The sequence below is a fragment of the Sphingomonas baiyangensis genome (assembly GCF_005144715.1).
Classification (GTDB): Bacteria; Pseudomonadota; Alphaproteobacteria; order Sphingomonadales; family Sphingomonadaceae; genus Sphingomonas; species Sphingomonas baiyangensis.
Genome location: NZ_SWKR01000002.1, coordinates 2,278,342 through 2,300,710 on the forward strand (window position 1 = coordinate 2,278,342; position 22,369 = coordinate 2,300,710).

29 protein-coding genes are annotated in these 22,369 nt (G+C 69.9%); 13 read left to right on the forward strand and 16 right to left on the reverse strand.

Annotated features, from left to right (window positions below; genetic code table 11):
* Positions 1 to 5: 5 nt before the first annotated feature.
* From hslU to FBR43_RS14330, 5 genes are read right to left on the reverse strand one after another with little or no spacing between them, the layout of a single operon-like run.
* Complete coding sequence (gene hslU / locus FBR43_RS14310; protein ID WP_136943731.1) at positions 6 to 1,298, reverse strand: ATP-dependent protease ATPase subunit HslU; 1,293 nt, start codon at positions 1,296 to 1,298, stop codon at positions 6 to 8.
* A gap of 55 nt (positions 1,299 to 1,353) precedes the next feature.
* Positions 1,354 to 2,451, reverse strand: a complete 1,098-nt coding sequence (locus FBR43_RS14315) for an FAD-dependent oxidoreductase (RefSeq protein ID WP_136943732.1) — start codon at positions 2,449 to 2,451, stop codon at positions 1,354 to 1,356.
* Positions 2,452 to 2,501: 50 nt separating this feature from the next.
* On the reverse strand, positions 2,502 to 3,053 hold the full coding sequence (gene hslV / locus FBR43_RS14320) for an ATP-dependent protease subunit HslV (RefSeq protein WP_136943733.1): 552 nt from the start codon (positions 3,051 to 3,053) through the stop codon (positions 2,502 to 2,504).
* Between the two features lie 35 nt (positions 3,054 to 3,088).
* Entirely contained in the window at positions 3,089 to 3,502 is a 414-nt protein-coding gene (locus tag FBR43_RS14325) for a holin family protein (protein ID WP_136943734.1), read from the reverse strand.
* A gap of 56 nt (positions 3,503 to 3,558) precedes the next feature.
* Positions 3,559 to 4,113 (reverse strand): glycoside hydrolase family 108 protein, encoded by a 555-nt coding sequence (locus FBR43_RS14330; protein ID WP_136943735.1) that lies wholly within the window; start codon positions 4,111 to 4,113, stop codon positions 3,559 to 3,561.
* 118 nt (positions 4,114 to 4,231) lie between these two features.
* Between FBR43_RS14330 and FBR43_RS14335 the strand changes: the two genes are divergently transcribed.
* The 5 genes from FBR43_RS14335 (at position 4,232) to FBR43_RS16565 (ending at position 6,778) form a co-directional block, all read left to right on the forward strand.
* Complete coding sequence (locus FBR43_RS14335; RefSeq protein WP_136943736.1) at positions 4,232 to 5,161, forward strand: alpha/beta fold hydrolase; 930 nt, start codon at positions 4,232 to 4,234, stop codon at positions 5,159 to 5,161.
* Positions 5,158 to 5,967 carry a DUF72 domain-containing protein gene (locus tag FBR43_RS14340; RefSeq protein WP_136943737.1) on the forward strand — a complete coding sequence of 270 codons (810 nt, stop codon included), beginning with the start codon at positions 5,158 to 5,160 and terminating at the stop codon, positions 5,965 to 5,967. Before FBR43_RS14335 ends, FBR43_RS14340 begins: the two co-directional genes overlap by 4 nt.
* Before the next feature lie 182 nt (positions 5,968 to 6,149).
* The gene (locus FBR43_RS14345) at positions 6,150 to 6,356 is read left to right on the forward strand and encodes a cold-shock protein (RefSeq protein WP_136943738.1); all 207 of its coding nucleotides are present in this window, start codon (positions 6,150 to 6,152) and stop codon (positions 6,354 to 6,356) included.
* Between the two features lie 67 nt (positions 6,357 to 6,423).
* Entirely contained in the window at positions 6,424 to 6,642 is a 219-nt protein-coding gene (locus tag FBR43_RS14350; RefSeq protein ID WP_136943739.1) for a hypothetical protein, read from the forward strand.
* Positions 6,643 to 6,646: 4 nt separating this feature from the next.
* Positions 6,647 to 6,778, forward strand: a complete 132-nt coding sequence (locus tag FBR43_RS16565) for a hypothetical protein (RefSeq protein WP_262708696.1) — start codon at positions 6,647 to 6,649, stop codon at positions 6,776 to 6,778.
* A 15-nt stretch (positions 6,779 to 6,793) separates the two neighbouring features.
* On the opposite strand, the gene FBR43_RS14355 is transcribed toward FBR43_RS16565, so the two are convergent.
* From FBR43_RS14355 to hemC, 5 genes are read right to left on the reverse strand one after another with little or no spacing between them, the layout of a single operon-like run.
* Positions 6,794 to 7,912, reverse strand: a complete 1,119-nt coding sequence (locus FBR43_RS14355) for a CaiB/BaiF CoA transferase family protein (RefSeq protein ID WP_136943740.1) — start codon at positions 7,910 to 7,912, stop codon at positions 6,794 to 6,796.
* Positions 7,909 to 8,424, reverse strand: coding sequence for a GNAT family N-acetyltransferase (locus FBR43_RS14360; protein WP_249276609.1), 516 nt, complete (start codon positions 8,422 to 8,424; stop codon positions 7,909 to 7,911). The genes FBR43_RS14355 and FBR43_RS14360 overlap by 4 nt, the downstream gene beginning before the upstream one ends.
* Positions 8,421 to 9,320 carry a YbbN family protein gene (locus FBR43_RS14365; RefSeq protein WP_136943741.1) on the reverse strand — a complete coding sequence of 300 codons (900 nt, stop codon included), beginning with the start codon at positions 9,318 to 9,320 and terminating at the stop codon, positions 8,421 to 8,423. Before FBR43_RS14365 ends, FBR43_RS14360 begins: the two co-directional genes overlap by 4 nt.
* The gene (locus FBR43_RS14370; RefSeq protein ID WP_136943742.1) at positions 9,317 to 10,021 is read right to left on the reverse strand and encodes a uroporphyrinogen-III synthase; all 705 of its coding nucleotides are present in this window, start codon (positions 10,019 to 10,021) and stop codon (positions 9,317 to 9,319) included. Before FBR43_RS14370 ends, FBR43_RS14365 begins: the two co-directional genes overlap by 4 nt.
* Positions 10,018 to 10,929 carry a hydroxymethylbilane synthase gene (hemC, locus tag FBR43_RS14375; RefSeq protein WP_136943743.1) on the reverse strand — a complete coding sequence of 304 codons (912 nt, stop codon included), beginning with the start codon at positions 10,927 to 10,929 and terminating at the stop codon, positions 10,018 to 10,020. Before hemC ends, FBR43_RS14370 begins: the two co-directional genes overlap by 4 nt.
* A 40-nt stretch (positions 10,930 to 10,969) precedes the next feature.
* Here hemC and tsaD point away from each other — a divergent pair, with 40 nt between their 5' ends.
* The 6 genes from tsaD (at position 10,970) to FBR43_RS14405 (ending at position 15,784) form a co-directional block, all read left to right on the forward strand.
* The gene (gene tsaD / locus FBR43_RS14380) at positions 10,970 to 12,004 is read left to right on the forward strand and encodes a tRNA (adenosine(37)-N6)-threonylcarbamoyltransferase complex transferase subunit TsaD (RefSeq protein ID WP_136943744.1); all 1,035 of its coding nucleotides are present in this window, start codon (positions 10,970 to 10,972) and stop codon (positions 12,002 to 12,004) included.
* Entirely contained in the window at positions 12,001 to 12,975 is a 975-nt protein-coding gene (locus FBR43_RS14385) for an NAD(P)H-dependent glycerol-3-phosphate dehydrogenase (protein WP_136943745.1), read from the forward strand. The genes tsaD and FBR43_RS14385 overlap by 4 nt, the downstream gene beginning before the upstream one ends.
* A 270-nt stretch (positions 12,976 to 13,245) precedes the next feature.
* The gene (locus tag FBR43_RS14390) at positions 13,246 to 13,962 is read left to right on the forward strand and encodes a 50S ribosomal protein L25/general stress protein Ctc (RefSeq protein ID WP_136943746.1); all 717 of its coding nucleotides are present in this window, start codon (positions 13,246 to 13,248) and stop codon (positions 13,960 to 13,962) included.
* Between the two features lie 93 nt (positions 13,963 to 14,055).
* Complete coding sequence (gene pth / locus FBR43_RS14395; RefSeq protein ID WP_136944251.1) at positions 14,056 to 14,625, forward strand: aminoacyl-tRNA hydrolase; 570 nt, start codon at positions 14,056 to 14,058, stop codon at positions 14,623 to 14,625.
* Between the two features lie 19 nt (positions 14,626 to 14,644).
* Complete coding sequence (locus tag FBR43_RS14400) at positions 14,645 to 15,133, forward strand: hypothetical protein (RefSeq protein WP_136943747.1); 489 nt, start codon at positions 14,645 to 14,647, stop codon at positions 15,131 to 15,133.
* A gap of 48 nt (positions 15,134 to 15,181) precedes the next feature.
* Entirely contained in the window at positions 15,182 to 15,784 is a 603-nt protein-coding gene (locus FBR43_RS14405; RefSeq protein ID WP_136943748.1) for a TIGR02466 family protein, read from the forward strand.
* 133 nt (positions 15,785 to 15,917) lie between these two features.
* Here the strand turns inward: FBR43_RS14405 and FBR43_RS14410 are convergent, their stop codons facing one another.
* Positions 15,918 to 16,562 carry an NADPH-dependent FMN reductase gene (locus tag FBR43_RS14410; protein WP_249276610.1) on the reverse strand — a complete coding sequence of 215 codons (645 nt, stop codon included), beginning with the start codon at positions 16,560 to 16,562 and terminating at the stop codon, positions 15,918 to 15,920.
* A 111-nt stretch (positions 16,563 to 16,673) separates the two neighbouring features.
* Between FBR43_RS14410 and FBR43_RS14415 the strand changes: the two genes are divergently transcribed.
* Positions 16,674 to 17,165 (forward strand): nuclear transport factor 2 family protein, encoded by a 492-nt coding sequence (locus FBR43_RS14415; protein ID WP_169542625.1) that lies wholly within the window; start codon positions 16,674 to 16,676, stop codon positions 17,163 to 17,165.
* Between the two features lie 5 nt (positions 17,166 to 17,170).
* On the opposite strand, the gene FBR43_RS14420 is transcribed toward FBR43_RS14415, so the two are convergent.
* Together FBR43_RS14420 and FBR43_RS14425 are read right to left on the reverse strand one after the other, a co-directional pair.
* Positions 17,171 to 17,833 carry a COQ9 family protein gene (locus FBR43_RS14420; RefSeq protein WP_136943751.1) on the reverse strand — a complete coding sequence of 221 codons (663 nt, stop codon included), beginning with the start codon at positions 17,831 to 17,833 and terminating at the stop codon, positions 17,171 to 17,173.
* 16 nt (positions 17,834 to 17,849) lie between these two features.
* The gene (locus tag FBR43_RS14425) at positions 17,850 to 18,779 is read right to left on the reverse strand and encodes a DMT family transporter (protein ID WP_136943752.1); all 930 of its coding nucleotides are present in this window, start codon (positions 18,777 to 18,779) and stop codon (positions 17,850 to 17,852) included.
* Between the two features lie 54 nt (positions 18,780 to 18,833).
* Between FBR43_RS14425 and FBR43_RS14430 the strand changes: the two genes are divergently transcribed.
* Positions 18,834 to 19,931, forward strand: a complete 1,098-nt coding sequence (locus FBR43_RS14430; RefSeq protein ID WP_136943753.1) for an alkene reductase — start codon at positions 18,834 to 18,836, stop codon at positions 19,929 to 19,931.
* On the opposite strand, the gene FBR43_RS14435 is transcribed toward FBR43_RS14430, so the two are convergent.
* The 3 genes from FBR43_RS14435 to FBR43_RS14445 all read right to left on the reverse strand — a co-directional run.
* Positions 19,928 to 20,281 (reverse strand): YbaN family protein, encoded by a 354-nt coding sequence (locus tag FBR43_RS14435; RefSeq protein WP_136943754.1) that lies wholly within the window; start codon positions 20,279 to 20,281, stop codon positions 19,928 to 19,930. The genes FBR43_RS14430 and FBR43_RS14435 overlap by 4 nt on opposite strands.
* Before the next feature lie 39 nt (positions 20,282 to 20,320).
* Positions 20,321 to 21,829: a tryptophan halogenase family protein gene (locus FBR43_RS14440; protein WP_262708697.1), complete on the reverse strand. Its 1,509-nt coding sequence runs from the start codon at positions 21,827 to 21,829 to the stop codon at positions 20,321 to 20,323.
* The coding region (locus tag FBR43_RS14445; RefSeq protein WP_249276611.1) for an alpha/beta hydrolase-fold protein at positions 21,826 to 22,369 on the reverse strand (544 nt) is incomplete at its 5' end. The genes FBR43_RS14445 and FBR43_RS14440, both read right to left, overlap by 4 nt.

Consider the following 22,369-nt stretch of genomic DNA (forward strand, 5'->3'; position numbering starts at 1 on the left):
GGGCCTTACAGCACGTAGCGACTGAGATCGGTGTTGCGAGCAATGTCGCGCAACTGCGACTCGACGTAAGCGGCGTCGACGGTGAGCGTCTCCCCCTGCCGGTTCTCAGCATCGAAGCTCACTTCCTCGAGCAGCTTTTCCATCACCGTCTGCAACCGGCGCGCGCCGATATTCTCGACCTCGCCATTCACTTCGGCGGCGATGCGCGCCACCGCGCGGATGCCGTCGTCGGTGAAGGCGATGGTCACGCCTTCAGTGCCGATCAGCGCCTTATACTGTTCGGGCAGGCTGGCCTTGGTGTCCGAGAGGATGGCGACGAAATCATCCTCGGTCAGTCCCTTGAGCTCGACGCGGATCGGCAGGCGGCCCTGGAGTTCGGGCAGCAAGTCGCTGGGCTTGGCGACGTGGAAAGCGCCCGAGGCGATGAACAGGATGTGGTCGGTCTTCATCGGTCCGTATTTTGTCGCCACGGTCGTGCCCTCGATCAGCGGCAGCAGGTCGCGCTGCACGCCTTCGCGGCTCACCGATCCGCCGCGCACGTCGCTGACGGCGATCTTGTCGATCTCGTCGAGGAAGACGATGCCGTTGGCTTCGGCATCGGCGAGCGCCTGCCGGCTCACCTCGTCCTGGTCGAGCCTCTTGTCGGCTTCCTCCTCGACCAGCTTGGCCCAGGCGGCATGGACGTTCATCTTGCGCCGCTTCATCTGCGGGCCGCCGAGGCCCTTCATCATCTCGCCTAGGTTAATCATCTGCGCACCGCCGCCGGGCAGCTCGAAGGGCATCGAGGGCGCGGCCTCGAGCTCGATCTCGATCTCGCTATTGTCGAGATGCCCTTCGTTCAGGCGCATCCGGAACGATTCGCGCGTTGCCTGACTCGAATCCTTGCCCGTCAGTGCGTCGAGCAGCCGCGTCATCGCGGCGGCCTCGGCCTTGTCCTTCACCGCCAGCCGGCGGCGTTCCTTTTCGAGCCGGATCGCTTCCTCGACCAGATCGCGGGCGATCTGCTCGACGTCGCGGCCGACATAGCCGACCTCGGTGAACTTGGTCGCCTCGACTTTGACGAAGGGCGCATCGGCAAGCTTGGCGAGGCGGCGGCTGATCTCGGTCTTGCCGCAGCCCGTGGGGCCGATCATCAGGATGTTCTTGGGCGTCACCTCGTCGCGCAGTTCGGCGCCAAGCTGCTGGCGGCGCCAGCGATTGCGCAGCGCGACGGCGACGGCGCGCTTGGCTTCCTTCTGGCCGATGATGTGCGAATCGAGCGCGGCGACGATCGCCTTGGGCGTAAGCTGGTCTTGCATATGTCCGGGGGATGATGGGGTCACTGCCCGCTAGATGGCCCCGCCGGACGATCAATCAAGCAGGGCAGCGCCAGTCGGCGGCGATGCGGGCATGGCCGGCGACGATGGCCGCGATGTCGGCGGCGACGGGAGTCGCATCCTCCTCGCCGCGCTCGAAGGTGCCGCCAAGCAGGATGCCGTCGGCGCGAGGGAACATGTAGCCGCCGCCCATCGCATAGGCATAGTCGATCTCGGGCTGCGGCAGCAGAATGGCGAGCTGACCGCGGACGGGCACCAGATCGCGGTCGCCGAACAGCGCGCGGGCGCCGAGGCCGGTGCAGTTGAAGACGATCGGCTCGGGCAATGCGGCGACCTCCTGGCGGTCGACGAAGGCGCGGCGCACCAGCCGCCCGCCGCGCAGATGGAAATCGCTGAGCATCGCGTCGAGATAGCGGCCCGTCTCGACATACATCGTATCGAAGCGCCGCAGCGTGCGGTTGCCGAAGGGATGGCTGCCAGCGGCGAACTCGCTTTGCGCTGGCTGGTAGGCGAGCAGGAACGCTTCGGGATCGGCGGGATCGGGCGGCTGGCGGAACGCCGGCTGCCATGTCGGCACCCAGTTGATGCCGTAGCGATCGCCCGCCAGGATCTGGAAGCGCCGCCACGAATAGTCCATCGCGGCACGATATTGCGCGAACCACGCCGCGCTCACCATGCCTTCCTCATAATGGCCCGTGGGTACGATCTGCCCGCCGGCGATATTCGAGGTCGTGTCGGGCGGCAATGCTGCGGTGTAGAGCGTGACAGCGTGGCCGGCATCCTGCGCCAGTCGCGCAGTCGCCAGCCCTACCGCGCCTGAGCCGATCACCGCGACCGGCCCCGCCATGCCCTGCGCCAGATCGACCGCGAGCCTCGCGCTGCCCCAGCTCAGCGTGATGCCGCCGCCGCCATGGCCGTAATTGTGGATGAGGCGCTTGGCGCCGAGCGGCTCGGCGCGAACCACGAAACCGCCGGCGCGCCACGGCCGCAAGCCCGCGACGCTGCGGATGATGCGCCCCTGCTCGGCACGCACGCGCGGCAGGCAGGGCGGCGCGCTCGCGGCGGTGCGCACCGGCGCCGTGGTGCAGGCCGGGAGCGCGAGCGCGCTGGCGAGAAGCGTGCGACGGGCAAGCATGCCAAGGGGTTAGCGCAGCCCGCGCCGCGCTCCAAGTCGCGCCGCCAGCGTCAGGTCGCGCTGTCGAGCGTTTCCACCGTCAGGCGATCATTGGTGTAGACGCACAGCTCGGCGGCGATGCCCATCGCCTTCTTCGCCAGCACCTCGGGATCGGCCTCGTAATCGGCGAGCGCGCGCGCGGCGGCGAGCGCGAAATTGCCGCCCGACCCGATCGCCGCGATGCCGCCTTCGGGATCGAGCACGTCGCCATTGCCCGTCACCACCAGCGTCACGTCCTTGTCGGCGACGATCAGCATCGCTTCCAGATTGCGCAGATACTTGTCGGTGCGCCAGTCCTTGGCGAGCTCGACGGCGGCGCGCAGCAACTGGCCCTGATGGCGTTCGAGCTTGGCCTCGAGCCGCTCGAACAGCGTGAAGGCATCGGCAGTGGCGCCGGCGAATCCGGCGATCACCTTGCCGTCGCCCAGCGGGCGGACCTTGCGGGCATTGGGCTTCATCACCGTCTGCCCGGCCGAGACCTGCCCGTCGCCCGCGATCACCACCTTGCCCGAACGGCGCACGGAAAGGATGGTCGTGCCGTGCCACACTGTCGATTTGCTCATGGCGCGCGATATGGGGTGCGCGCCCGGCGACGCAATCACCGCTCGACGCCCTTGGCCTTCCCCCAGGCGCGGGCAGCAGTGTAGCCGAGATAGCCGGTGCCGAAGAGCGCGTAGAGCTCCTCGGGGATGCCCGCCAGATAGGCCGTCATGCCGCGCGCGATCGCCGCGCCCATGTCGGGCTGGACCGCCGAGATGAGGCCCATGGGGATCGACCACAGCAGCAGCGCGTACATGACGTAGAGAAAGCTCGGGCGCGCGCGGCTGGTCCAGGGATCGGGCGATTGCGCCTCGGCGACAATCGCCGACAATTGCGTGCGCAGCGCCTCGAGCTCGTGCGCGCCTTCGAGTTTGAGCAATTCGAGCTTGGCGGCGTCGCGCGCCTTGGGATCGGGAATGATCTTGTCGATGATCGCGGCGACGGGGCCGATGACGGCGTTGAGAATGCTCATGCGTGGCGATCCTTGCGTGCGGAAAGGGTGGAAGTTCACAAAAGTTCACGCGATCATCAGCCGCCCGGATCACCGATACGGTTCGCGAGCCAGCCGTAGAGAAACGCCTCGTTGGCGGGGCGGCTCTCGGCCAGCGACATATAGCGCTCGCCCTGCAACGCCTCGATCGCCTTGAGCAGCACCGTCTCGCCGCGTTCGCCGCGTGCCGCCAGGAAGGCGTCGAGCGCGGCGAGCGTGCGCGGACCGATCGCGCCGTCGCGCGCGATATCGGCATAATCGCGCCCGTTGCGGTTGAGCGCGTTGAGCGCGCGCTGGAGAAACCCTGTCGCGACGCCCGGCCCCATGTTGACGCCGGTATCGAACAGTTCGGCCGCAATGCACGGTGCGCGATCGGCTACCGCATCGAAGCGCGGGCGCTGCCAGTAGAGGCGGCGATAGATGGCGGCTGCGGTATCGCGCGGCAGATGACGCATGTCGCCCAGATAGCCGTTGGCGCGCGCTACCGCCTGCGTCACGCCCCAGCGCGTCGCGCCGCCGCGATCCGCCGCATGGTTCGAATAGCCGCCCTCGCGCGCGATCACCTCGTCGATCAGTCCCTCGATATCGTGCATGTGCCGCTCCCGCCGTTGAGGGTCGCAGAGATAACCTATCTGGTTATATGTAGGAAAGCCGATTTGCGCTTTGCCGCCGGCGGGCCGCGGCATAGGTTGGCGGCGAGAGGATGATCCGATGCCCGAGAACCAGCCCGCTCCGTCTCCGCCGCTCAAGCGGATCGCCCTGTCGACGGGCATTTCGCTCGATGTCGCCACCATGGGCGAGCGCGATGCGCCGGCGATGATCTTCCTGCACGGCTTTCCCGAATCGCACCGCACCTGGCGGCGGCAGCTGCCCGCCTTCGCCGCCGATCATTTCTGCATCGCGCCCGACCAGCGCGGCTATGCGCGATCGGACAAGCCCGAGGGTGTGGGCGAATACACGCCCGACAAGCCCGTCGCCGATCTGCTGGCACTCGCCGATCATTTCGGCATCGGGCAGTTCACGCTGGTGGGGCATGATTGGGGCGGCGCGATCGCGTGGATGGCGGCGTTGCAGCATCCCGGGCGCGTCGCGCGACTGGTCATCGTCAACGCGCCGCATCCGCTCATCTTCCAGCGCAGCATGTTCGACGTGCCCGAACAGGCGGCCGCCAGCCAGTATATCCGCGCCTTCCGCTCGGACGGGATCGACGCGCATATCGAGCGCATCGGCATCGAGAGCTTCTTCGACACGACCTTCGTCAAGCACGCCGACCCGGCGCTGATGGCGCCCGAGAAGCCCGCCTACCTTGACGAATGGTCGCAGCCCGGTGCGATCCGCGCGATGCTCAACTGGTATCGCGCCAGCGCGATCCAGGTGCCCGCGCCCGGCGAGACGCCCGAGCGCCCGGCGTTCCTCGACGCGCCCTTCCCGCCCGTTACCCAGCCGACGCTGGTGATCTGGGGGATGCGCGACACCGCGCTGCTGCCGTGCCAGCTCGACGGGCTCGATGCGCTGGTGCCCGACCTGACGATCGAGCGGATCGAGGCGGCGGGCCATTTCGCGCCGTGGGAAACGCCCGAGGCGGTGAACGCGGCGCTGCGCCGCTGGATCGACGGGCACAAGCAAGCAACGGGGGCGTGAGCGCGGGCACGATCCGCGTCGGCATCGGCGGCTGGACATTCGCGCCGTGGCGCGGCGGCGTGTTCTATCCCGAGGGGCTGCCGCACAAGCGCGAGCTCGAACATGCCGCACGCGTGGTGACCGCGATCGAGATCAACGGCACCTATTATTCGAGCTTCAAGCCCGAAAGCTTCGCCAAGTGGCGCGACGAGACGCCCGCGGGCTTCGTCTTTTCGGTCAAGGCGTCGCGCTATGCGGTCAACCGCAAACGGCTGGACGAGGCGGGCGAATCGGTGACGCGCTTCGTGGGGCAGGGCATCGTCGAGCTGGGTGACCGGCTGGGGCCAATCCTGTGGCAGCTCGCCGCCACCAAGCGCTTCGACCCCGAGGAGATCGCCGGCTTCCTCGCGCTGCTGCCCGCGCGGCACGAAGGCATTGCGCTGCGCCACGCCGTGCAGGTGCGCCACGAGAGTTTCCACACGCCCGAATTCGTCGCGCTATGCCGCACGGCGGGCGTGGCGATCGTCCACGGCGATTCGGCGCAATATCCCGCAATCGCCGATGTCAGCGGCGACTTTGCCTATGTGCGGCTGGAGAATGCCGAGGAACGCTTCGCCGCGGGCTATGCGCCGAGTGCGCTCGACCGGTGGGCCGATGCCGCGCGCAGATGGGCGGCAGGCGGCGCGCCCGAGGGCCTGCCCTGCGCCAGCAACGAGGCCGCGCCCGCGGTGCCGCGCGACGTGTTCGTCTTCTTCATCAACGGGCACAAGGAAAAGGCGCCAGCGGGCGCGATGGCGCTGATCGAGCGATTATCCAACCCTGAGTAACGTTCGCCGTCTCTGCCTCTTATATTATCATCGACAACGCCTTACATAGATGAGGCTGACGTCGCGTGCGACGGATATCGGGTCGCTTCGGCTTCTTCCTTTCTCCCTTTCTAGCTTCACGAAGGCCGGGTCTTTCCATGCGGGAAAGCTGCCCGACAAAAATTGGGAAAAGGAACTTTCCTATGATTACCGGAACCGTAAAATTCTTCAATGTCGACAAGGGTTATGGCTTCATCGCGCCCGAGGGCGGCGGTGGCGATGCCTTTGTCCACATCTCGGCAGTGGAACGCGCCGGCATGCGCACGCTCGATACCGATCAGCGCGTGTCGTACGAACTCGAGACCGACAATCGCGGCAAGACCTCGGCAGTGAACCTCCAGGCGGCGTGAGCCGATGGGCCGGGGCATGCCCCGGCCCGATTTCCCAGTCTTACGGCCAGCCTGAATCGGAGACAGCATGTCCAGAGCCATCAACATCAACGCCCCGCAGGCCCATGTCCTGGCTGCCTGCGCCAAGCGCAAGGTGCCGATCAGCACCATCGAGACGCTGGTTTCGGGCGGTACGCGTGTGGTGATGAACAACGCCGCAGATACCGCGACGATGATCGCAGCCTATGGCTCGAAAGTGATTTCCACGCCCGTCCGGCGCATGCCGACGCGCATGGGGCCGTTGTAAGCGCGTGGCCAAGGGCCAGAAGAAGTCGAACCGCGAGGTGCGCAAGCCCAAGGCGGCCAAGGTCGCCAAGCCCAATGCCGCCTTGTCCTCGCTGAAAGGCAAGCCCGTCGAAATGGTCGGCGCCGCGAAGGACTGATCCGAGGCGAACTACTTATCGGTCGTTCGCCGCGCGCGGCGGGCTGGGGCGATCGCTCGCCATGCGCTCGCCGTCGATCACGATGGGGCTGGCGACGCCGGGCAGGCCGCCGGGCGCGATGCGCAGGCCGCGCGCCACGATCTGCGGATCGGCGAACACCTGATCGAGCGCGTTGATCGGGCCGGCGGGAACGCCCACGGTTTCAAGCGCGCCGGCCAGCGCATCGCGCGACCAGCGGCGCGTCGCGTCCTCGATCGCGGCGACCAGCGGCTCGCGATGCGCCAGCCGCGAGGGATTGGTGGCGAAGGCGGGATCGTCGGCGAGCGCGAGGCCGAGCACTTCGCACAACCGGCGGAACTGGCCGTCATTGCCCACCGCGATCACCAGATCGCCATCCTCAGTGGGAAAAGCCTGATAGGGCGCCAGATTGGCGTGGCCATTGCCCATGCGCTGCGGCACGCGGCCGCTAGCCATCCAGTTGAGCGCCTGGTTGGCGAGCACCGCCACCTGCGTGTCCATCAGCGCCATGTCGATATGCGCGCCCTCGCCGCTCGCGTCGCGCCGGCGCAGCGCCGCGAGGATGGCGACGGCGGCGTACACGCCGGTGAAGATGTCGGCATAGGCGATGCCGGCCTTTTGCGGCGGCCCGTCGGGCTCGCCGGTGAGCGACATGAACCCGCCCATCGCCTGGATGATGAAGTCGTAGCCCGCACGGTGGGCATAGGGGCCGGTCTGGCCGAAGCCGGTGATCGAGCAGGTGACGAGGCCCGGCCGGATCGCCGACAGGCTGGCATTGTCGAGGCCGTATTTCGCGAGGCCGCCGACCTTGTAATTCTCGATCACCACATCGGCGTCGGCGACGAGCGCGCGCACCTCGGCCTGCCCCTCGGGCGTGGCGATGTCGATCGCGCGGCCCGTCTTGCCGCGGTTGCACGAATGATAATAGGCGGCATCGAGGCTGGCGCCGTCGGCATCGTGCAGGAAGGGCGGGCCCCAGTGGCGCGTGTCGTCGCCGGCGCCGGGGCGCTCGACCTTCACCACCTCGGCGCCCAGATCGGCGAGCAGCTGCCCGCACCACGGCCCCGCGAGGATGCGCGCGAGTTCGACCACGCGGATGCCTGCGAGTGGCTTCACGGCCGCGCCAGTGCGTAGACGATGTGCGGCGCGGGGACGCCGGCGCGCTCGATCAGCAGGCGGCCAGGACGCGCGAGCGCGCCCAGCGCCTCGACGGCGGTTCGCGAGCGATGATTGTCCTCGCCGACATGGAACACCACCGTTTCGGCCCAGCGAAAGATATGCGCGAGCATCAGCCGCTTCGCCTCGCGGTTGTGGCCGGTGCGCCAGTGGCTGCGCGCCAGATAGGTCCAGCCGATCTCGATCTCGCCGGACGCCGGATCGAACGGGCCGTAGCGCGTGGCACCGATGATCGCGCCGTCGGCACGGTCGATCAGCGTCAGCGCGCCGCCGGCGGCGAGCCCCTCGTCGAAGAAGGTGTCGAACACCGGGCGCTGCCAGCGATCGTGCGCGGGATGCATCGCCCAGATTTCGCGGTCGCGCGCCACCGCAAACAGCGGTTCGCGATCGTCGGGCGTGCTCGGGCGCAGCGCGACGCGCTCGCCGCCAAGCACCGGCTGGCGATCGATCATCGGCCGGCGGGTGCGGCGGCGTTGCCCGGCAGGACGGGCGGCGCTGCGGCGGGCGGCGCGATGAGCACCGGCGGCGCGGGCGGCGGGCCGACGCCCTCGATCGCGGCGGCCTCGATGATGTTGAGCGCGCGGCGCGCATTGATGTAGCGGCGCGCCGCCTCGCTCCAGCTCGCCGCGCTGTCGGCGCCGGGCATCCGCGCGATCTCGCCGAGCGCAGCCTCGACCTGGCCGGCGTCGAGCAGGCGGCGTGCGCGCGTCAGCCGCTCGGCGGGATGCGCGCTGGGGGTGCCTTCCTCGCGCAGCCGCACGAGGCCGGCGATCTCGCGCCGCAGCGCCTCGCCCCAGCCGAGCGTGTCGGCGCCGCTTTGCAGCGTGGGCGCGAGCGTATCGAGCGCGGCGCGCAGATCCTCGACGGTCACGGGCTCGCGCGCGGCCTGCACCACAGCGGCAACGGCGCGCGGCTGGACACCGCCGAAGCGCTCGCGCAGCTGGCTCTCGACATAGCCGAGCGGCAGCCCGCGATCGAGCGCGCGACGCGCGGCGAAGGCGACCAGCAGCCCCTCGGCACGCGTCGCGAAGGTCGAGGCGACACGCGAATCGGTGTCGATGTTCGACAATCGCGCCTCGAGCCCGTCGATCCGCGCAGCGAGCGCGATCTCGCGCGCATAGAGCGAGGGAAGATCGGTGCCGGGCGGCACCGCCGGCGCGAGCGGTTGCGGCGCGGCGACGGCGGCAGGCGCCTCGGTACGCCCCTGCCAGCGCTCCCAGGCCGGCGCGATGAAGCCGAAGGTCAGCGCAACGCCCGCTGCGAAGGCGACGAGCACGAGCAACGCCAAAAGCGGCAGGCGCGAGCGGCGACGCGGCGGCGCATCGAACGACACGGGGTCAGCGTTCATGCGCCCTTATCGGCATGCGGTCCGGTGCGGTCAATCAGCATGGCGGCGGCGGCAACGAGTGCCGCGTCGGCGGGGCGATCGGCGACGGTCATCGTCTGCCAGCCCGCGCCGCAGGCCGCCGCCGCGCGATCGCTGATCGCGGCGATCGCGACCTGACGGCGGGCAGGCCCGTGCCGATCGACCAACTCGGCGAGCCGCGCACCCGCGCGCGGCGAATGGACGAGCGCGACGCGGCCTTCGATGCGCGCCAGCGCGGACATGTCGACCGGCAGCGCCTCGCTTGCATAGACGGTCTCGATCCGGGCGATGACACCGCCCGCCGCCACACGCCGGTCGCGCCCCGCCAGATGCAGGATGCGACGCGCCGTGCGCGCGGCGGGCAGGGCGAGCGCCGCCTCGGCATCGCCGTCGCCCGTCGCCGCGACGGAGAGGCCAGCGACGGCGGCGGCGCGTGCCGTCGCCGCCCCGACCGCGATCACCGGCAGGCCTGCCAGCGCCGAGAGGCCCGGCCCGGCATGGCGTACCGCCTGCGCGCTGGTGAGCAGCAGCGCATCGAAATCGCGCGGATCGGGCGGTTCCCAAGCAACCGCGCGCACCGCGAACAGCGGCACCGACAATGCGTCGATCCCCAATGCCGCCAGCGCGGCGCAGGTGCGGGCATTGCCGGGTTCGGGCCGCAGCACCGCGGCGCCGGCGATCATCCGCCGAAGCGCGCGCGTACCGCCGCCGGCGCGCGCGCCAGCAGATCCTGCGCCAGCCGCGTCGCCACCGTCACGTCGTCGCCCGACGCCTCGCCCGCGACATGCGCGGCGCCATCCTCGGAGAACAGCTCGGCGCGCATCGTGAGCCGGCCATCCGCGATGCGCGCAAGCGCGGCGACGGGCGAATGGCAATCGGCATCGAGTGCCGCGAGCAGCGCGCGCTCGGCCATGACGCAGGCATGCGTTACGGCATGATCGATCCGCGCCACGAGTGCGCGCGCGGCGGCATCGTCGGCGCGCACCTCGATGCCGATCGCGCCCTGCGCGGGGGCGGGCAGCATCTGTTCGAGCGGGATCGCGTTGCCGACATCGTCGCGCCCCAGCCGTTCGAGCCCGGCAGCGGCGAGCAGCGTGGCATCGGCCTCGTTCGCCGAAAGCCGGGCGATGCGCGTGTCGACATTGCCACGGAACGGCACGATCGCGAGGTCGGGACGCAGATGCCGCATCTGCGCGGCGCGGCGCGGGCTGCTGGTGCCGATCCGCGCGCCGTGCGGCAGCGCATCGATGCTGACGGCGCCGAGCAGCCGGTCACGCACGTCGGCGCGTTCGAGGATCGCGGCGATGGCGATCGCGGGCGGGCGATGCGTCTCGACATCCTTCATCGAATGCACCGCGCAGTCGATCTCGCCCTCGAGCAGCGCGCGATCGAGCTCCTTGGTCCAGAGCGCCTTGCCGCCGATCTCGGCGAGCGGCCGGTCCTGCACGCGGTCGCCGGTGGTGCGGATGGGCACAATCGCGAAGTCGCCGGGTTCGCCGCCCGTCGCCTCGGCGAGCAGCGCGCGGACCATGTTGGCCTGGGTGAGTGCCAGCGGCGAGCCGCGCGTACCGATGCGGAAAGGGGTATCCATGCGCGCTTGTGCTACCTTGGTGTTCGACTAGATGGAAGCGATGGCGCTGATCCTCGGCATCGAATCGAGCTGCGACGAGACCGCGGCGGCGCTGATCGGCTCGGATCGTGCGATCCTGGCACACCGGCTGGCGGGCCAGGAAGCCGCGCACGCGCCGTTCGGCGGCGTCGTCCCTGAGATCGCCGCGCGCGCGCATTCGGAAGTGCTGCGGCCGCTGATCGAGGGTGCGCTCACTGATGCCGGCGTGACGCTCGCCGATGTCGATGCCGTGGCCGCGACGGCGGGGCCGGGGCTGATCGGCGGCGTGATGGTGGGGCTGGTGACGGGCAAGGCGCTGGCGCTGGCAGCGAGCAAGCCCTTCGTCGCGGTCAACCATCTCGAAGGCCATGCGCTGAGCCCCCGGCTCACCGATCCCGATCTCGCTTTCCCCTATCTGCTGCTCTTGGTGTCGGGCGGGCATTGCCAGTTGCTGCTGGTCGAGGGCGTGAATCGCTACACGCGGCTTGCGACGACGATCGACGATGCAGCGGGCGAGGCCTTCGACAAGACCGCCAAGCTCTTGGGCCTCGGCTATCCGGGCGGTCCGGCGGTCGAGAGCGCGGCGGCGCGCGGCGATGCGCGCGCGATCCGCCTGCCGCGCCCGCTGAAAGGGTCGGCGGAGCCGCATTTCTCGTTCGCTGGGCTGAAGAGCGCGGTGGCGCGCGCGGTCGAGGCGCGCGAGCATGCGCCCGACGATATCGCCGCGTCGTTCCAGGCCGCCGTCGTCGATTGCCTCATCGATCGCACCGCGCGCGCGATTCGCCGCGCGGCAGGGGCGACGGCGCTGGTGGTGGCGGGCGGCGTGGCGGCGAATCAGGCGATCCGCTCGGCGTTGCAGGCGCTGGCGGCCGAGCATGGCCTGCGCTTCGTCGCGCCGCCGCTATGGCTGTGCACCGACAATGCCGCGATGATCGGCTGGGCGGGCGTCGAGCGCTTCGCCGCCGGGCTCACCGATCCGCTCGACACGCCGGCGCGCGCGCGCTGGCCGCTCGATCCCGAGGCCGAGACGGTACGTGGTGCGGGAGTGAAGGCATGAGGATCGGGGTGATCGGCGCAGGCGCCTGGGGCACCGCGCTCGCGCAGGTGGCGGCGCATGGCGATGCGCCCGTGCTGCTGTGGGCGCGCGAGCCCGAGGTGGTGGCGAGCATCAACGCCGACCATGTCAACGCCGCCTTCCTGCCGCGCGTGCGCCTGTCGGCGGCGATCCGCGCGACGGGCGATCTGGCGGCGCTCGGCGAATGCGATGCGCTGCTGGTGGTCACACCCGCGCAGCATGTAAGCGCGACGCTGACCGCGATCGACGTGGGCGACCGGCCGCTGGTGCTGTGCGCCAAGGGCATCGAGGCGGGAAGCCGCCGGCTGGTGAGCGAGATCGCTGCCGAGGCGCACCCCGCGGCGCCGATCGCGGTGCTTTCCGGCCCAACCTTCGCGCACGAGGTCGCGGCGGGGAAACCGACGGCGGTGACGCTGGCGTGCGAGGATGCGGCGCTGCGCATGGCGCTGGCCGATCGGCTCGCGGGGCCGGCACTGCGCCCCTATCATTCGGACGATGTGACGGGCGCCGAGATCGGCGGCGCGGTGAAGAACGTGCTCGCCATCGCCTGCGGCGTGGTCGAGGGCGCGGGGCTAGGACAGAATGCGCGCGCGGCGGTGATCGCGCGCGGCTTTGCCGAGATGACGCGCTTCGGCGTGGCGCGCGGCGGCCGCGCCGAGACGCTCGCGGGGCTTTCGGGGCTGGGCGACCTGGTGCTCACCTGCTCGTCGACCGCCTCGCGCAACTTCTCGCTTGGCATGGGCATCGGCGAGGGGCGGCGCGCGGCCGATCTGCTCGCCGATCGGCGCACCGTGGCCGAAGGCGCGTTCACCGCGCCGGTGCTGCGCGCCGCGGCGGGCGAACTGGGCGTCGAGATGCCCGTGACCGAAGCGGTATGCGCGCTGCTCGACGGCGCTGATGTGGGCGCGATCATCGGCCGGCTGCTCGCGCGGCCGCTGCGGGCGGAAGGGTAAGGGGTTTCACGCGGAGGCGCGGAGGCGCGGAGATTTGCCGTCACCCCAGCGAAAGCTGGGGTCTTTCACAGCAAGCGTGCTGTCGCTTAATCCCCCCAGCTTTCGCTGGGGTGACGGTTGCGGCAAACGCCCTCCGCGCCTCCGCGTGGACCATTCCCTCCGCTTGCTCCGCTGCGCGCTTTGCGCTAGGGGCCGCGGCTTCCGTGCCGGGGTCATCCCTGGAGGCCCGGCCGGATCAATTGAGAAACAACCGCATTTCGGAGACCCGACATGAGCGATACGCTTACCCTGTCGGCCGAGACGCGCGAGCGGGTTGGCAAGGGAGCCTCCCGCGCGCTTCGTCGTGAAGGCCGCGTCCCCGCCGTGATCTACGGCAACAAGCAGGACCCCGTCAGCATCCACGTCGAGGAACGTGCGCTGATGAAGCTGCTCAACACCGGCCACTTCATGAACTCGGTCGTGATGATCGAGGGCGCGGGTGCCGGCGCGGTGCGCACGCTGCCTAAGGACGTGACCTTCGACGTCGTGACCGATCGCCCGGTGCATGTCGACTTCCTGCGCATCGCCAAGAATGCCAGCGTCACCGTGAACGTGCCGGTGAACTTCACCGACGAGGATGATTCGCCCGGCATCACCAAGGGCGGCGTGCTCAACATCGTGCGCCACGAGATCGAGCTGGTGGTCGCCGCCGACAAGATCCCCGAGGCGATCGAGGTGTCGCTGAAGGGCCTTGAGGTCGGCGATTCGATCCATATCTCGGCAGTGACGCTGCCCGCCGGTGCCGAGCCGACGATCGACGATCGCGACTTCACCATCGCCACCGTCATCGCGCCGTCGGCGCTGAAGGCGGAGACGCAGGAAGCGCTGGCCGAGGATGCCGCGCTGGCCGAGCAGGCGGCTGCCGAGCAGGCGGCCGAGACCGGCGAAGACGCGGCAGCCGACGAGGCTGCGGATGGCGAGGATGCCGCGGAGTCCAAGGAGGACTGACGTCCGGCTTTGGCTGCAAGATGAACGGGGCGGGATCGCGACGATGCGATTCCGCCCCTTTTTCGTGGCACGGAACGATGAGGGGCGATGGCCATGCAGTTATGGGTGGGGCTGGGCAATCCCGGCGCGCAATATGCGATGCACCGGCACAATATCGGCTTCATGGCCGCCGATGCGATCGCCGAGGTGCATGGGTTCGCGCCGCCGGCGAAGAAATTCCAGGGCTGGTTGCAGGAAGGGCGGATCGGCGGCGACAAGATCCTGCTGCTCAAGCCCGCGACCTTCATGAACGACAGCGGCCGCGCGGTGCGTGCCGCGCTCGATTTCTACAAGCTGGCGCCCGCCGACGTGACGATCTTCTACGACGAGCTCGATCTGGCGCCTTTCAAGCTCAAGGTGAAGCAGGGCGGCGGCGCGGCGGGGCATAACGGCATCCGCTCGACCATCGCGCATATCGGCGAGGATTTCCGCCGCGTGCGCCTCGGCATCGGCCATCCGGGGCACAAGGACCGCGTGACGGGGTATGTGCTCGGCAATTTCGCCAAGACCGAGATCGAGCCGCTGAGCGACCTGCTCGGCGCCCTCGCCGCCGAAGCGCGGTGGCTTGCCGAAGGCGACGAGGTGCGCTTCATGAACGACGTGGCGATGCGGATGGCGCCATAGTCGCGCGAGGAGGGAAGGAATGGCGACGTTCGACGGCGGGCTGCTGGCAGTGGCGATCGCGCTCGCCGCGCCAATCCCCGACGATGCGGCGACGCGCTTCGATACGCTGAAGGCGCTGGCCGGCACGTGGCGGCGCGCCGATGCGCCCGCATCGCCGCTTTCGATCCGCTTTTCGACCACCGCCGGCGGCACGGTGCTGGTCGAGGAATGGCTGCGCGGCGACCAGCCGCATTCGATGACGCTCTATCACCGTGACGGGGCTGCGCTGATCGCCACGCATTACTGTCCGCAGGGCAACCAGCCGCGCCTTGCGATGGTGCCGGGGGCCGCCGACGCGCCGCTGCATTTTGCGCTGCGCGATGCGACCGATCTCGATGCCATGCGCGAATCGCATCTGGTGGCGCTGTCATTCGCGCAGGGGGCGGACGGCGTGCTCGTGCGCGCCGAGACCTATCGCCAGGGCGGCGCGGACGAAGCCTCCGAATTGCGGTTGACGCGCGTGCGCTGAGGCGGCGCGCCATTGCCGCCGGCGGGCCCGAGGGCTACCGCCGCGCGCATGCCCACGCGCTCGCTGTTCGCCACGCAATTCCATGAGGCCATGCTTGGCGACGATGCGTTGCTCGGCGAGATCGAGGCGTCGGTACGCGCGCTCGCCGAGGACGATCGCGCCGGGCGCGGCTGGTCGAAGGCGCATGGCTATCGCGGCTATACCTCCTATGCCTCGCTCGACGATCTGCCGCAGCGCGACCCCGCCTTCGCCGATCTCAAGCGCCATCTAGACCGGCATGTCGCGGCTTTCGCCAAGGACTGCGCGTTCGATCTGGGCGGGCGGCGGCTCAGGCTCGACAGCATCTGGGTCAACCTGCTCAAGCCCGGCGGCACGCATTCGGGGCATATCCACCCGCACAGCGTGGTGTCGGGCACGCTCTATGTCGCGGTGCCGGTGGGATCGGGCGCGCTCAAGCTCGAGGACCCGCGCCTGCCGATGCTGATGGCCGCGCCGCCGCGCGCCGACGACGCGCCCGAGGCGCTGCGCCCCTTCGTCTATGCCGAGCCGCAGCCGGGCAGCATCTTTCTGTGGGAAAGCTGGCTGCGCCACGAAGTGATGCCGCACGCCGGCAAGGGCGAGCGGATCAGCGTGAGCTTCAACTACCGCTGATTGCAGCGAGAGTGTGTGAAAACGCGGTGCCGGCCCGCTCGCCACCCGGCCACCCAACAGGATATGCTATCGGGTGGCCGAGTGGGGGAGTGGGTCGGCGCCGCAACAATGCGCCCTAGGGGCGCATTCCAGTTCACGCTCGCGCTGCCAGCGCCTCGGCATCGCGATGCAGGCGGGTGCCGCTGACATGCGCCATGATCTGCGCGGCCTGGAGGCGCGTAGCGGTGGCGAGACCCTCGTCGACAAGTTCGCCGGCGGCATCGAAAGGACGCTGCACCATGCTGTTGAGCGCGATGCCGATCGGCGTCGGCCAGCCGCGCAGCGAGTGGATGATGTCGCGCAGCGCGCTCAGTGTCACGCCCGTCGCCTGCCAGCCCGCCGCCGAGACGATCTGTCCTACCGGACATCCGTCGAGATAGACGCGCGGATCGGTGCGCGTGTCCTCGATGAGGTCGATCGCATTCTTGACCAGTCCCGATACGCTGCCGTGATAGCCCGGCGTGCCGATGACGAAGCCCTGCGCCTCACGCACGGCGGCCACCATCGCGCGCTGGCCTTCGGACCGCTCGGGATCGTCGGGATTGTAGTGCGGCATCGCCAGCAGCTCGGGACCGGGGAACATGCTGGTGCGTGCGCCCAGGCCCTCGCACTCGGCGAGCACCGCGCGCACCAGCCGCTCGGTCGACGAGCCGGCGCGCGTCGTGCCGCCGATGCCGACGATATGCGGGCGTGGCACTGCGGCTTGCGGATCGGTCATCGGGTGCATCGCGCCCGCCATCGCGTGCCGGCGGCGGGATTACAATGCGCACGCGATATGGCACCATGCGCGCAAGGCCCCCCGGCGAGAGGGGCCACCCGGCGGGCAAGCGGCAGCGCGAGAGGATCAGCGATGAGCAGCATTTCGACGATCGATTTCCAGACGCGACTCGACGTACAGGAATTGCTCGGGCGCTTCGCCCATTATCTCGACCATGGCGAGGCGGCGCGCTGGGCGGGGCTGTTCTGCCTGAACGGCGTGTTCGAATGCGGCGGGTCCGAAGGCTGCGACGCGCTGCGGCTGGAAGGCAGCGAGGCGCTGGCGACGCTGCCGGCGATGATCGCCGAGCGCGGCGGCGGCGAGTGGCGGCACATCATCACCGCGATCACGATCGACCGCTGCGCCGTGCGCAAGGACCTGATCGCCGATGCCTATGGCCCGGTGATCGACATGGGCGCCGGCGGCGCGATCGCGGCCTTCTACGATTTCCGCTTCCAGCTGCATCGTGCCGGCGGCTGGCGCATCCGCCACGTGCTGGCCAAGCGCATTGGCGCCGCAGCGGGCTGCCTGCCACACGTCGCGGGCGTCACCCCCGCCGCGACCGAGCGCTATTCGCTGCAGTAACGATCTCAGACCGCCGGGTAGCGCAGGCGGCTGACGAAGCGCGACAGGCTGAGGCGGTGGCCGCCGCGATTGAGCAGCTGCGCCTTGGCCTTTTCGAAGCGCATGATCCCCTCGATCCGCCGCGCGAGGAAGGCGCGCGTATCGGCATCGCCCTCGCTTTCGTCGGACAGGAACACGGTGATCGTCGCGGCATAGACGCTGCCGAGGATCGCGCGCTTGGTATAATGATTGTAGTCGGTGGCGGTATCGCCCGCCATCCGCCACATCACATCGGCCGATCGCCAGCCGAGCTGCGTGGCGCGCGCGAGGTTCTGCGGCATCGCGAGGATGGCGACGGCGCGGCGCAATGCCTCGCGATCGGGCGCGAGGATATCGAGCCGCGTCTCGACCAGCCGCGTGATGCGCTCGCGGATCTTCATCGCCGCCAGCACCTCGGGCGGCAGGCGGCGCGCCATCTCGGCATCGACATGCGCGAACCATGCATCGATCATCGCCACGGCGCCGCCGGGAAAGGCGACGCGCGCTACGTCGCGGTCGATGCCCAGCTGGTCGGCGCCGGCATCGATCGCGCGCGGCGTCCAGCCGTCGAACGCGGCGTTCGAGGCGATGACGCCGGCAAGCGCGGCGCGGATCTCGTCGAGCGTGGGGTCGGCGGGCAAATCGGTCATCGCGCTACTCCTCGGCTCATGATCTAGGACTTTGCGCGGCGCGTGCAACGATTGCCGGGCGTGCGGGCGCACGCCGCACGAGCACCAGCGCGATCGCGACCAGCACGGCGCCCGCCACGTCGAGCGCCGCGAGCCGCTCGCCGAACATCGCCCAGCCGATGGCGGCGGCGACGGCGGGCTGCAACAGCAAGGCGAGGCCCAGTACCAGCGGCGAAAGATGGCCGAGCGCATAGATCATCAGCCCCTGCCCGATCACCTGGCTGCACAAAGCGAGCAGCAGCAGCGGCGTCCAGTTGCCGGGCAGGATCGCCTCGCCCAGCGCGGCGGCGAAGGCGAGCAGCGGCAGCGCGGTGGCGGCCGAGGAAACCGCCAGTGCGGCGAACGGCTGCATCCGCACGCGCACGCGCGCCATCAAGATGAAATAGATGGCGTAGAGCACGCCCGCGAGCAGGCAGAACAGATCGCCCGCAAGGTTGCGCGGCGAGAGTTCGGCCGACCGGCCCAACAGAAGCGCCGCGCCGATGCCTGCCAGCGCAAGCGCCCAGCCCTGTGTGCGCGTCGGCCAGGCGCGCGCGATCAGGAAGCCGTAGAGCGGGTAGATGAAGCTCGCCGAATTGCCGAACAGCGTGGCGTTGGCGAGCGTGGTGCGCACGATGCCGATATGCCAGGCCGCAAGATCGGCGGCGAAGGCGATGCCGGCGACAACCAGAATGGACCACAGCCCTCGCGCCGCAGCGACCGGCCGCTCGCGCAGCAGCACCGAGGCGGCGAACAGCACCGGTACGGCAAGCGCGATGCGCCAGAAGGCCGAGGCGACCGGCCCGGTATCGGCCAGCCGCACGAACAGCGGGCCGGAGGCGAGCGCGACATTGGCGCCGATCACCGCGAGCACCGGCCACGGGCTTTTGGGCGGTGCAGAAAAACTGTCGGGCTCGGCCTGCTGCATATGGCCCTCTAGCGCCCCATCTTGCCGCCTCAACGCAATTTCGACGGAGCAATCATGGCAACGCTGTTCGACCCCATTACGCTGGGCGCGATCGAGGCACCCAACCGTATCCTGATGGCGCCGCTGACGCGCGGACGCGCGACGCAGGCGAGCGTGCCCGTGCCGATGATGGCCGAATATTATGCGCAGCGCGCGAGTGCGGGTCTCATCATCAGCGAGGCGACGGGCATCAGCCGCGAAGGGCTGGGCTGGCCCTATGCGCCGGGGCTGTGGACGCGCGAGCAGGTGGAAGGCTGGAAGCCCGTGACCGACGCCGTCCACGCCGCCGGTGGGCGCATCGTCGCGCAGCTGTGGCATATGGGCCGCATCGTCCATCCCGATTTCAACGACGGCGCCGCCCCCATCTCGGCCTCGGCGACGACGGCGCCGGGCAAGACGCGCACCTATGTGACAGGCAACGACAAGGTGCCCTATGCCGAGGCGCGCGCCGCGACGCACGACGACATCGCCCGCGTGCTCGACGATTACGCCGCCGCCACGCGCAACGCCATCGAAGCCGGGTTCGACGGCGTGCAGCTGCACGCGGCCAATGGCTATCTGATCGACCAGTTCCTGCGCGACGGCAGCAACATGCGCGACGACGACTATGGCGGCAGCATCGAGAACCGCGCGCGGCTGCTGCGCCAAGCGATCGAGCGGCTGGTGGCCGAGGCGGGCGCGGGGCGCGTATCGGTGCGCTTCAGTCCCAATGGCGACACGCAGGGCGTGATCGACAGCAACCCCGAGCCGCTGTTCGTGCATATCGGCGAATGGCTCAACACGCAGGGCATCGGCTTCGTCGAGCTGCGCGAGCCGGGGCCCGAGGGCACCTTCGGATCGACGACGCAGCCGCCCGTCTCGCCCGCGTTCCGCAAGGCGTGGAAGGGGCCGCTGGTGCTCAACCAGGATTTCACGCGCGCGCAGGCGATCGAGACGGTGGAGAGCGGGTCGGCCGATGCGGTGGCGTTCGGGCGCCCCTTCCTCGCCAATCCCGACCTGCCCGAGCGGCTGCGCCGGGATGCACCGCTCAACGCCGACGAGATGGCGACATGGTATTCGCGCGGGCCCGAGGGGTATACCGACTATCCGACGCTCGAGGCCGTGAACGCCTAGGCTTCGGGGCGCCGCCAGATCCAGATGCCGCTCGCCACGCAGGCGGCGAGCGGCAGCAGGTTCCAGGGGAGCGGCAGGGCAACCAGCCCGATCGCCGAGCTGGCGGCCATGCCGATGGTGGCGGCGCGCTTGCCGTGCCGCGAAATCGCGCCCGACGCGCGCCAGTCGCGCACCGGCGGGCCGAAGCGCGGATGTGCGAGCAGCCATGCCTCGAAGCGCGGGCTGCCGCGCGCGAAGCAGAAGGCGGCGAGGATCAGGAACGGCACCGTCGGCAACAGCGGCAGGAACGCGCCGATGACGCCCAGCGTCACCGCCAGCGCGCCCGCCAGATTGAACAGATGCCGCTTCACGCGGCCATCGTGGCAGAGCCGCCGCAATGGTGCGAGTGATTATCGCTCGCGCAGCTGGGCCAACTGCTCGTCATGGCTCGCGAAATTGATGGCGCTGCGCGCGAGCAGATCGCCGATCTCGGGCGCCGCATGGCCCGGCGGCAGCGGCTTGAGCCTGTCGGCAGGCGGGAACACGCCATAGCCGGCGAACAGCGCGTGCCAGCTGATCGAGGCGTAATAGCCGCCGATGTCGCGCTCGGCGATGGCGGCCTCCAGATCGGCGCCGGTGAACCACGCAGTCATCATCGCCTTCAGGTCGTCGGAGAGATGCTCGTTGGCGGCGTTGGCGCGCCAATAGTCGGTGTCGGTGCGCAGGTTCATGCGGTAATGCGCGACGATATAGTCGCGCACGCCTTCGTAGCGCCGCGCGATGCGTGCGTTGAAGCGGTCGCGGTGCTGCGGCGTGAAGCCGCCGGCGTCGAACGCGGCGACGAATTCGTCGGCGGTCGCCTGAACGATGTGCAGCGCCGTCGCCTCGAGCGGCTCGAGAAAGCCCTGCGCGAGCCCCGCCGCGAGGCAATTGCGCGTCCAGCTATCCGCGACGCGGCCGACCTTCATCTTCAGGTGGCGCGCGGGCACGTCGTCGCCGACGCCGAGATGCGCGCGTAATTCGGCCTCGGCGGCATCGGCTCCGACATGCGCGCTCGCATAGACATAGCCGTTGCCGATGCGCGTGGTGAGCGGGATCGCCCAGGCCCAGCCCGCCGACAGCGCGGTGGCGCGCGTGGCGATGGCGGTGGTCGGCTCGCTCGGTGTCGGCATCACCACGGCGGCGTCGTTGAACAGATTGTCGGCGAACGACACGAAGCGCGCGCCCAGCGCCTGTTGCGCGATGACCGAGCGGAAGCCCGAGCAGTCGATGAAGAAGTCGCCCGCGATCGCCTCGCCGCCCTCGACCACCAGCGCGCGGACGTCGCCGTTCTCGGCGAGCTCGACACGCTCGACGCGCGCCTGGCGGTGGATCACGCTGCGCCGGACGGCGGCGTCGCGCAGCACCTCGCCCACGCGATAGGCGTCGAAATGATAGCCGTAGCTCGGCGCGAAGGGAAAGCTGGCGGCGGGGTGTGGCCCCAGCCGCCGCTCGGCCAGATGTGCCGCCAGATACCAGTCGTCGGGCTGCGCTGCCACGGCATAGCCCTGCCGCCGCATTCGCGCGCGTGCGACGAAAGCAGGCTGGGTGTGCAGATCGACCGGGCCGGGAAAGGCGTGGAAATAGCGCTGGTGCGCCGGATCGCTCGACCAGCGCTCGAACCCGATGCCGAGCTTGTAGGTAGCATCGGCGCGCGGCATCCACTCGGCCTCGGCGATGCCAAGCCGATCGAACAGCGCCTTCAGTTGCGGTGTCGATCCCTCCCCCACACCGACGATGCCGATGTCGGGGCTCTCGACGAGCAGTATCTCCACCGGCCGCGCACCGGGGCGCAGCCAGCGTTCGGCCATCAGGCACGCGGTCATCCAGCCCGCCGTGCCGCCGCCGAGGATGACGAAGCGGAACGGCGCGTCGCTCACCGGTACAGCCAGGCCAGCGGATCGGTCAGCCGCGCGGCCCAGGCATTCTCCTCGTGCGGCGCGCCGGGATAGACGCGGCTCTCGAAGTCGCGCCCGCGCATCCAGCCGAGCGTCGGCAGCAACGCATCGACCGCCGCCTGATAGGGCGCGTAGAGCGCGTCGAGCGTGGCGGTGCCGTGATCGAACCACAGCCGCCGCCCGGCGGGCGCGCCGAGCGTGTCGCGCAGCCAGCCCGTCCACATCGCGGTGACGGCGGCGGCGTGCGGCACAGGCGCGCCCTCGCCTGCGGGAATGAAGATCGGCCAGTGCGTCGAAAGGCAGCCCGCGCGGCCATAGATGCGCGGGTAGCGCACGAACGCGGCGAGCGAAATCAGCCCGCCCATGCTCGATCCCATGATCGCGGTGTCGTCGCGGCCGGGGCGCGTGGGATAGCCGCGATCGATCGCCGCCTTGAGCGGGCCGGTGCCGCGCATGAGCGCACGCACCGCGCGATCGACATGCCAGACCTTTCCGTAGCCACTGACCGCCGGGTCGAAGAGG

Coding starts and splice junctions, on each gene's coding strand:
- FBR43_RS14425 (WP_136943752.1), bottom strand. CDS start 18,779: ATGCAGCAGGCCGAGCCCGACAGTTTTTCTGCACCGCCCAAAAGCCCG.
- FBR43_RS14390 (WP_136943746.1), top strand. CDS start 13,246: ATGAGCGATACGCTTACCCTGTCGGCCGAGACGCGCGAGCGGGTTGGC.
- FBR43_RS14430 (WP_136943753.1), top strand. CDS start 18,834: ATGGCAACGCTGTTCGACCCCATTACGCTGGGCGCGATCGAGGCACCC.
- FBR43_RS14315 (WP_136943732.1), bottom strand. CDS start 2,451: ATGCTTGCCCGTCGCACGCTTCTCGCCAGCGCGCTCGCGCTCCCGGCC.
- FBR43_RS14415 (WP_169542625.1), top strand. CDS start 16,674: ATGAGCAGCATTTCGACGATCGATTTCCAGACGCGACTCGACGTACAG.
- tsaD (WP_136943744.1), top strand. CDS start 10,970: ATGGCGCTGATCCTCGGCATCGAATCGAGCTGCGACGAGACCGCGGCG.
- FBR43_RS14360 (WP_249276609.1), bottom strand. CDS start 8,424: ATGATCGATCGCCAGCCGGTGCTTGGCGGCGAGCGCGTCGCGCTGCGC.
- FBR43_RS14420 (WP_136943751.1), bottom strand. CDS start 17,833: ATGACCGATTTGCCCGCCGACCCCACGCTCGACGAGATCCGCGCCGCG.
- FBR43_RS14385 (WP_136943745.1), top strand. CDS start 12,001: ATGAGGATCGGGGTGATCGGCGCAGGCGCCTGGGGCACCGCGCTCGCG.
- FBR43_RS14410 (WP_249276610.1), bottom strand. CDS start 16,562: ATGGCGGGCGCGATGCACCCGATGACCGATCCGCAAGCCGCAGTGCCA.
- FBR43_RS14335 (WP_136943736.1), top strand. CDS start 4,232: ATGCCCGAGAACCAGCCCGCTCCGTCTCCGCCGCTCAAGCGGATCGCC.
- FBR43_RS14405 (WP_136943748.1), top strand. CDS start 15,182: ATGCCCACGCGCTCGCTGTTCGCCACGCAATTCCATGAGGCCATGCTT.
- pth (WP_136944251.1), top strand. CDS start 14,056: ATGCAGTTATGGGTGGGGCTGGGCAATCCCGGCGCGCAATATGCGATG.
- FBR43_RS14365 (WP_136943741.1), bottom strand. CDS start 9,320: ATGAACGCTGACCCCGTGTCGTTCGATGCGCCGCCGCGTCGCCGCTCG.
- FBR43_RS14370 (WP_136943742.1), bottom strand. CDS start 10,021: ATGATCGCCGGCGCCGCGGTGCTGCGGCCCGAACCCGGCAATGCCCGC.
- hemC (WP_136943743.1), bottom strand. CDS start 10,929: ATGGATACCCCTTTCCGCATCGGTACGCGCGGCTCGCCGCTGGCACTC.
- hslU (WP_136943731.1), bottom strand. CDS start 1,298: ATGCAAGACCAGCTTACGCCCAAGGCGATCGTCGCCGCGCTCGATTCG.
- FBR43_RS14400 (WP_136943747.1), top strand. CDS start 14,645: ATGGCGACGTTCGACGGCGGGCTGCTGGCAGTGGCGATCGCGCTCGCC.
- FBR43_RS14330 (WP_136943735.1), bottom strand. CDS start 4,113: ATGCACGATATCGAGGGACTGATCGACGAGGTGATCGCGCGCGAGGGC.
- hslV (WP_136943733.1), bottom strand. CDS start 3,053: ATGAGCAAATCGACAGTGTGGCACGGCACGACCATCCTTTCCGTGCGC.
- FBR43_RS14350 (WP_136943739.1), top strand. CDS start 6,424: ATGTCCAGAGCCATCAACATCAACGCCCCGCAGGCCCATGTCCTGGCT.
- FBR43_RS14345 (WP_136943738.1), top strand. CDS start 6,150: ATGATTACCGGAACCGTAAAATTCTTCAATGTCGACAAGGGTTATGGC.
- FBR43_RS14325 (WP_136943734.1), bottom strand. CDS start 3,502: ATGAGCATTCTCAACGCCGTCATCGGCCCCGTCGCCGCGATCATCGAC.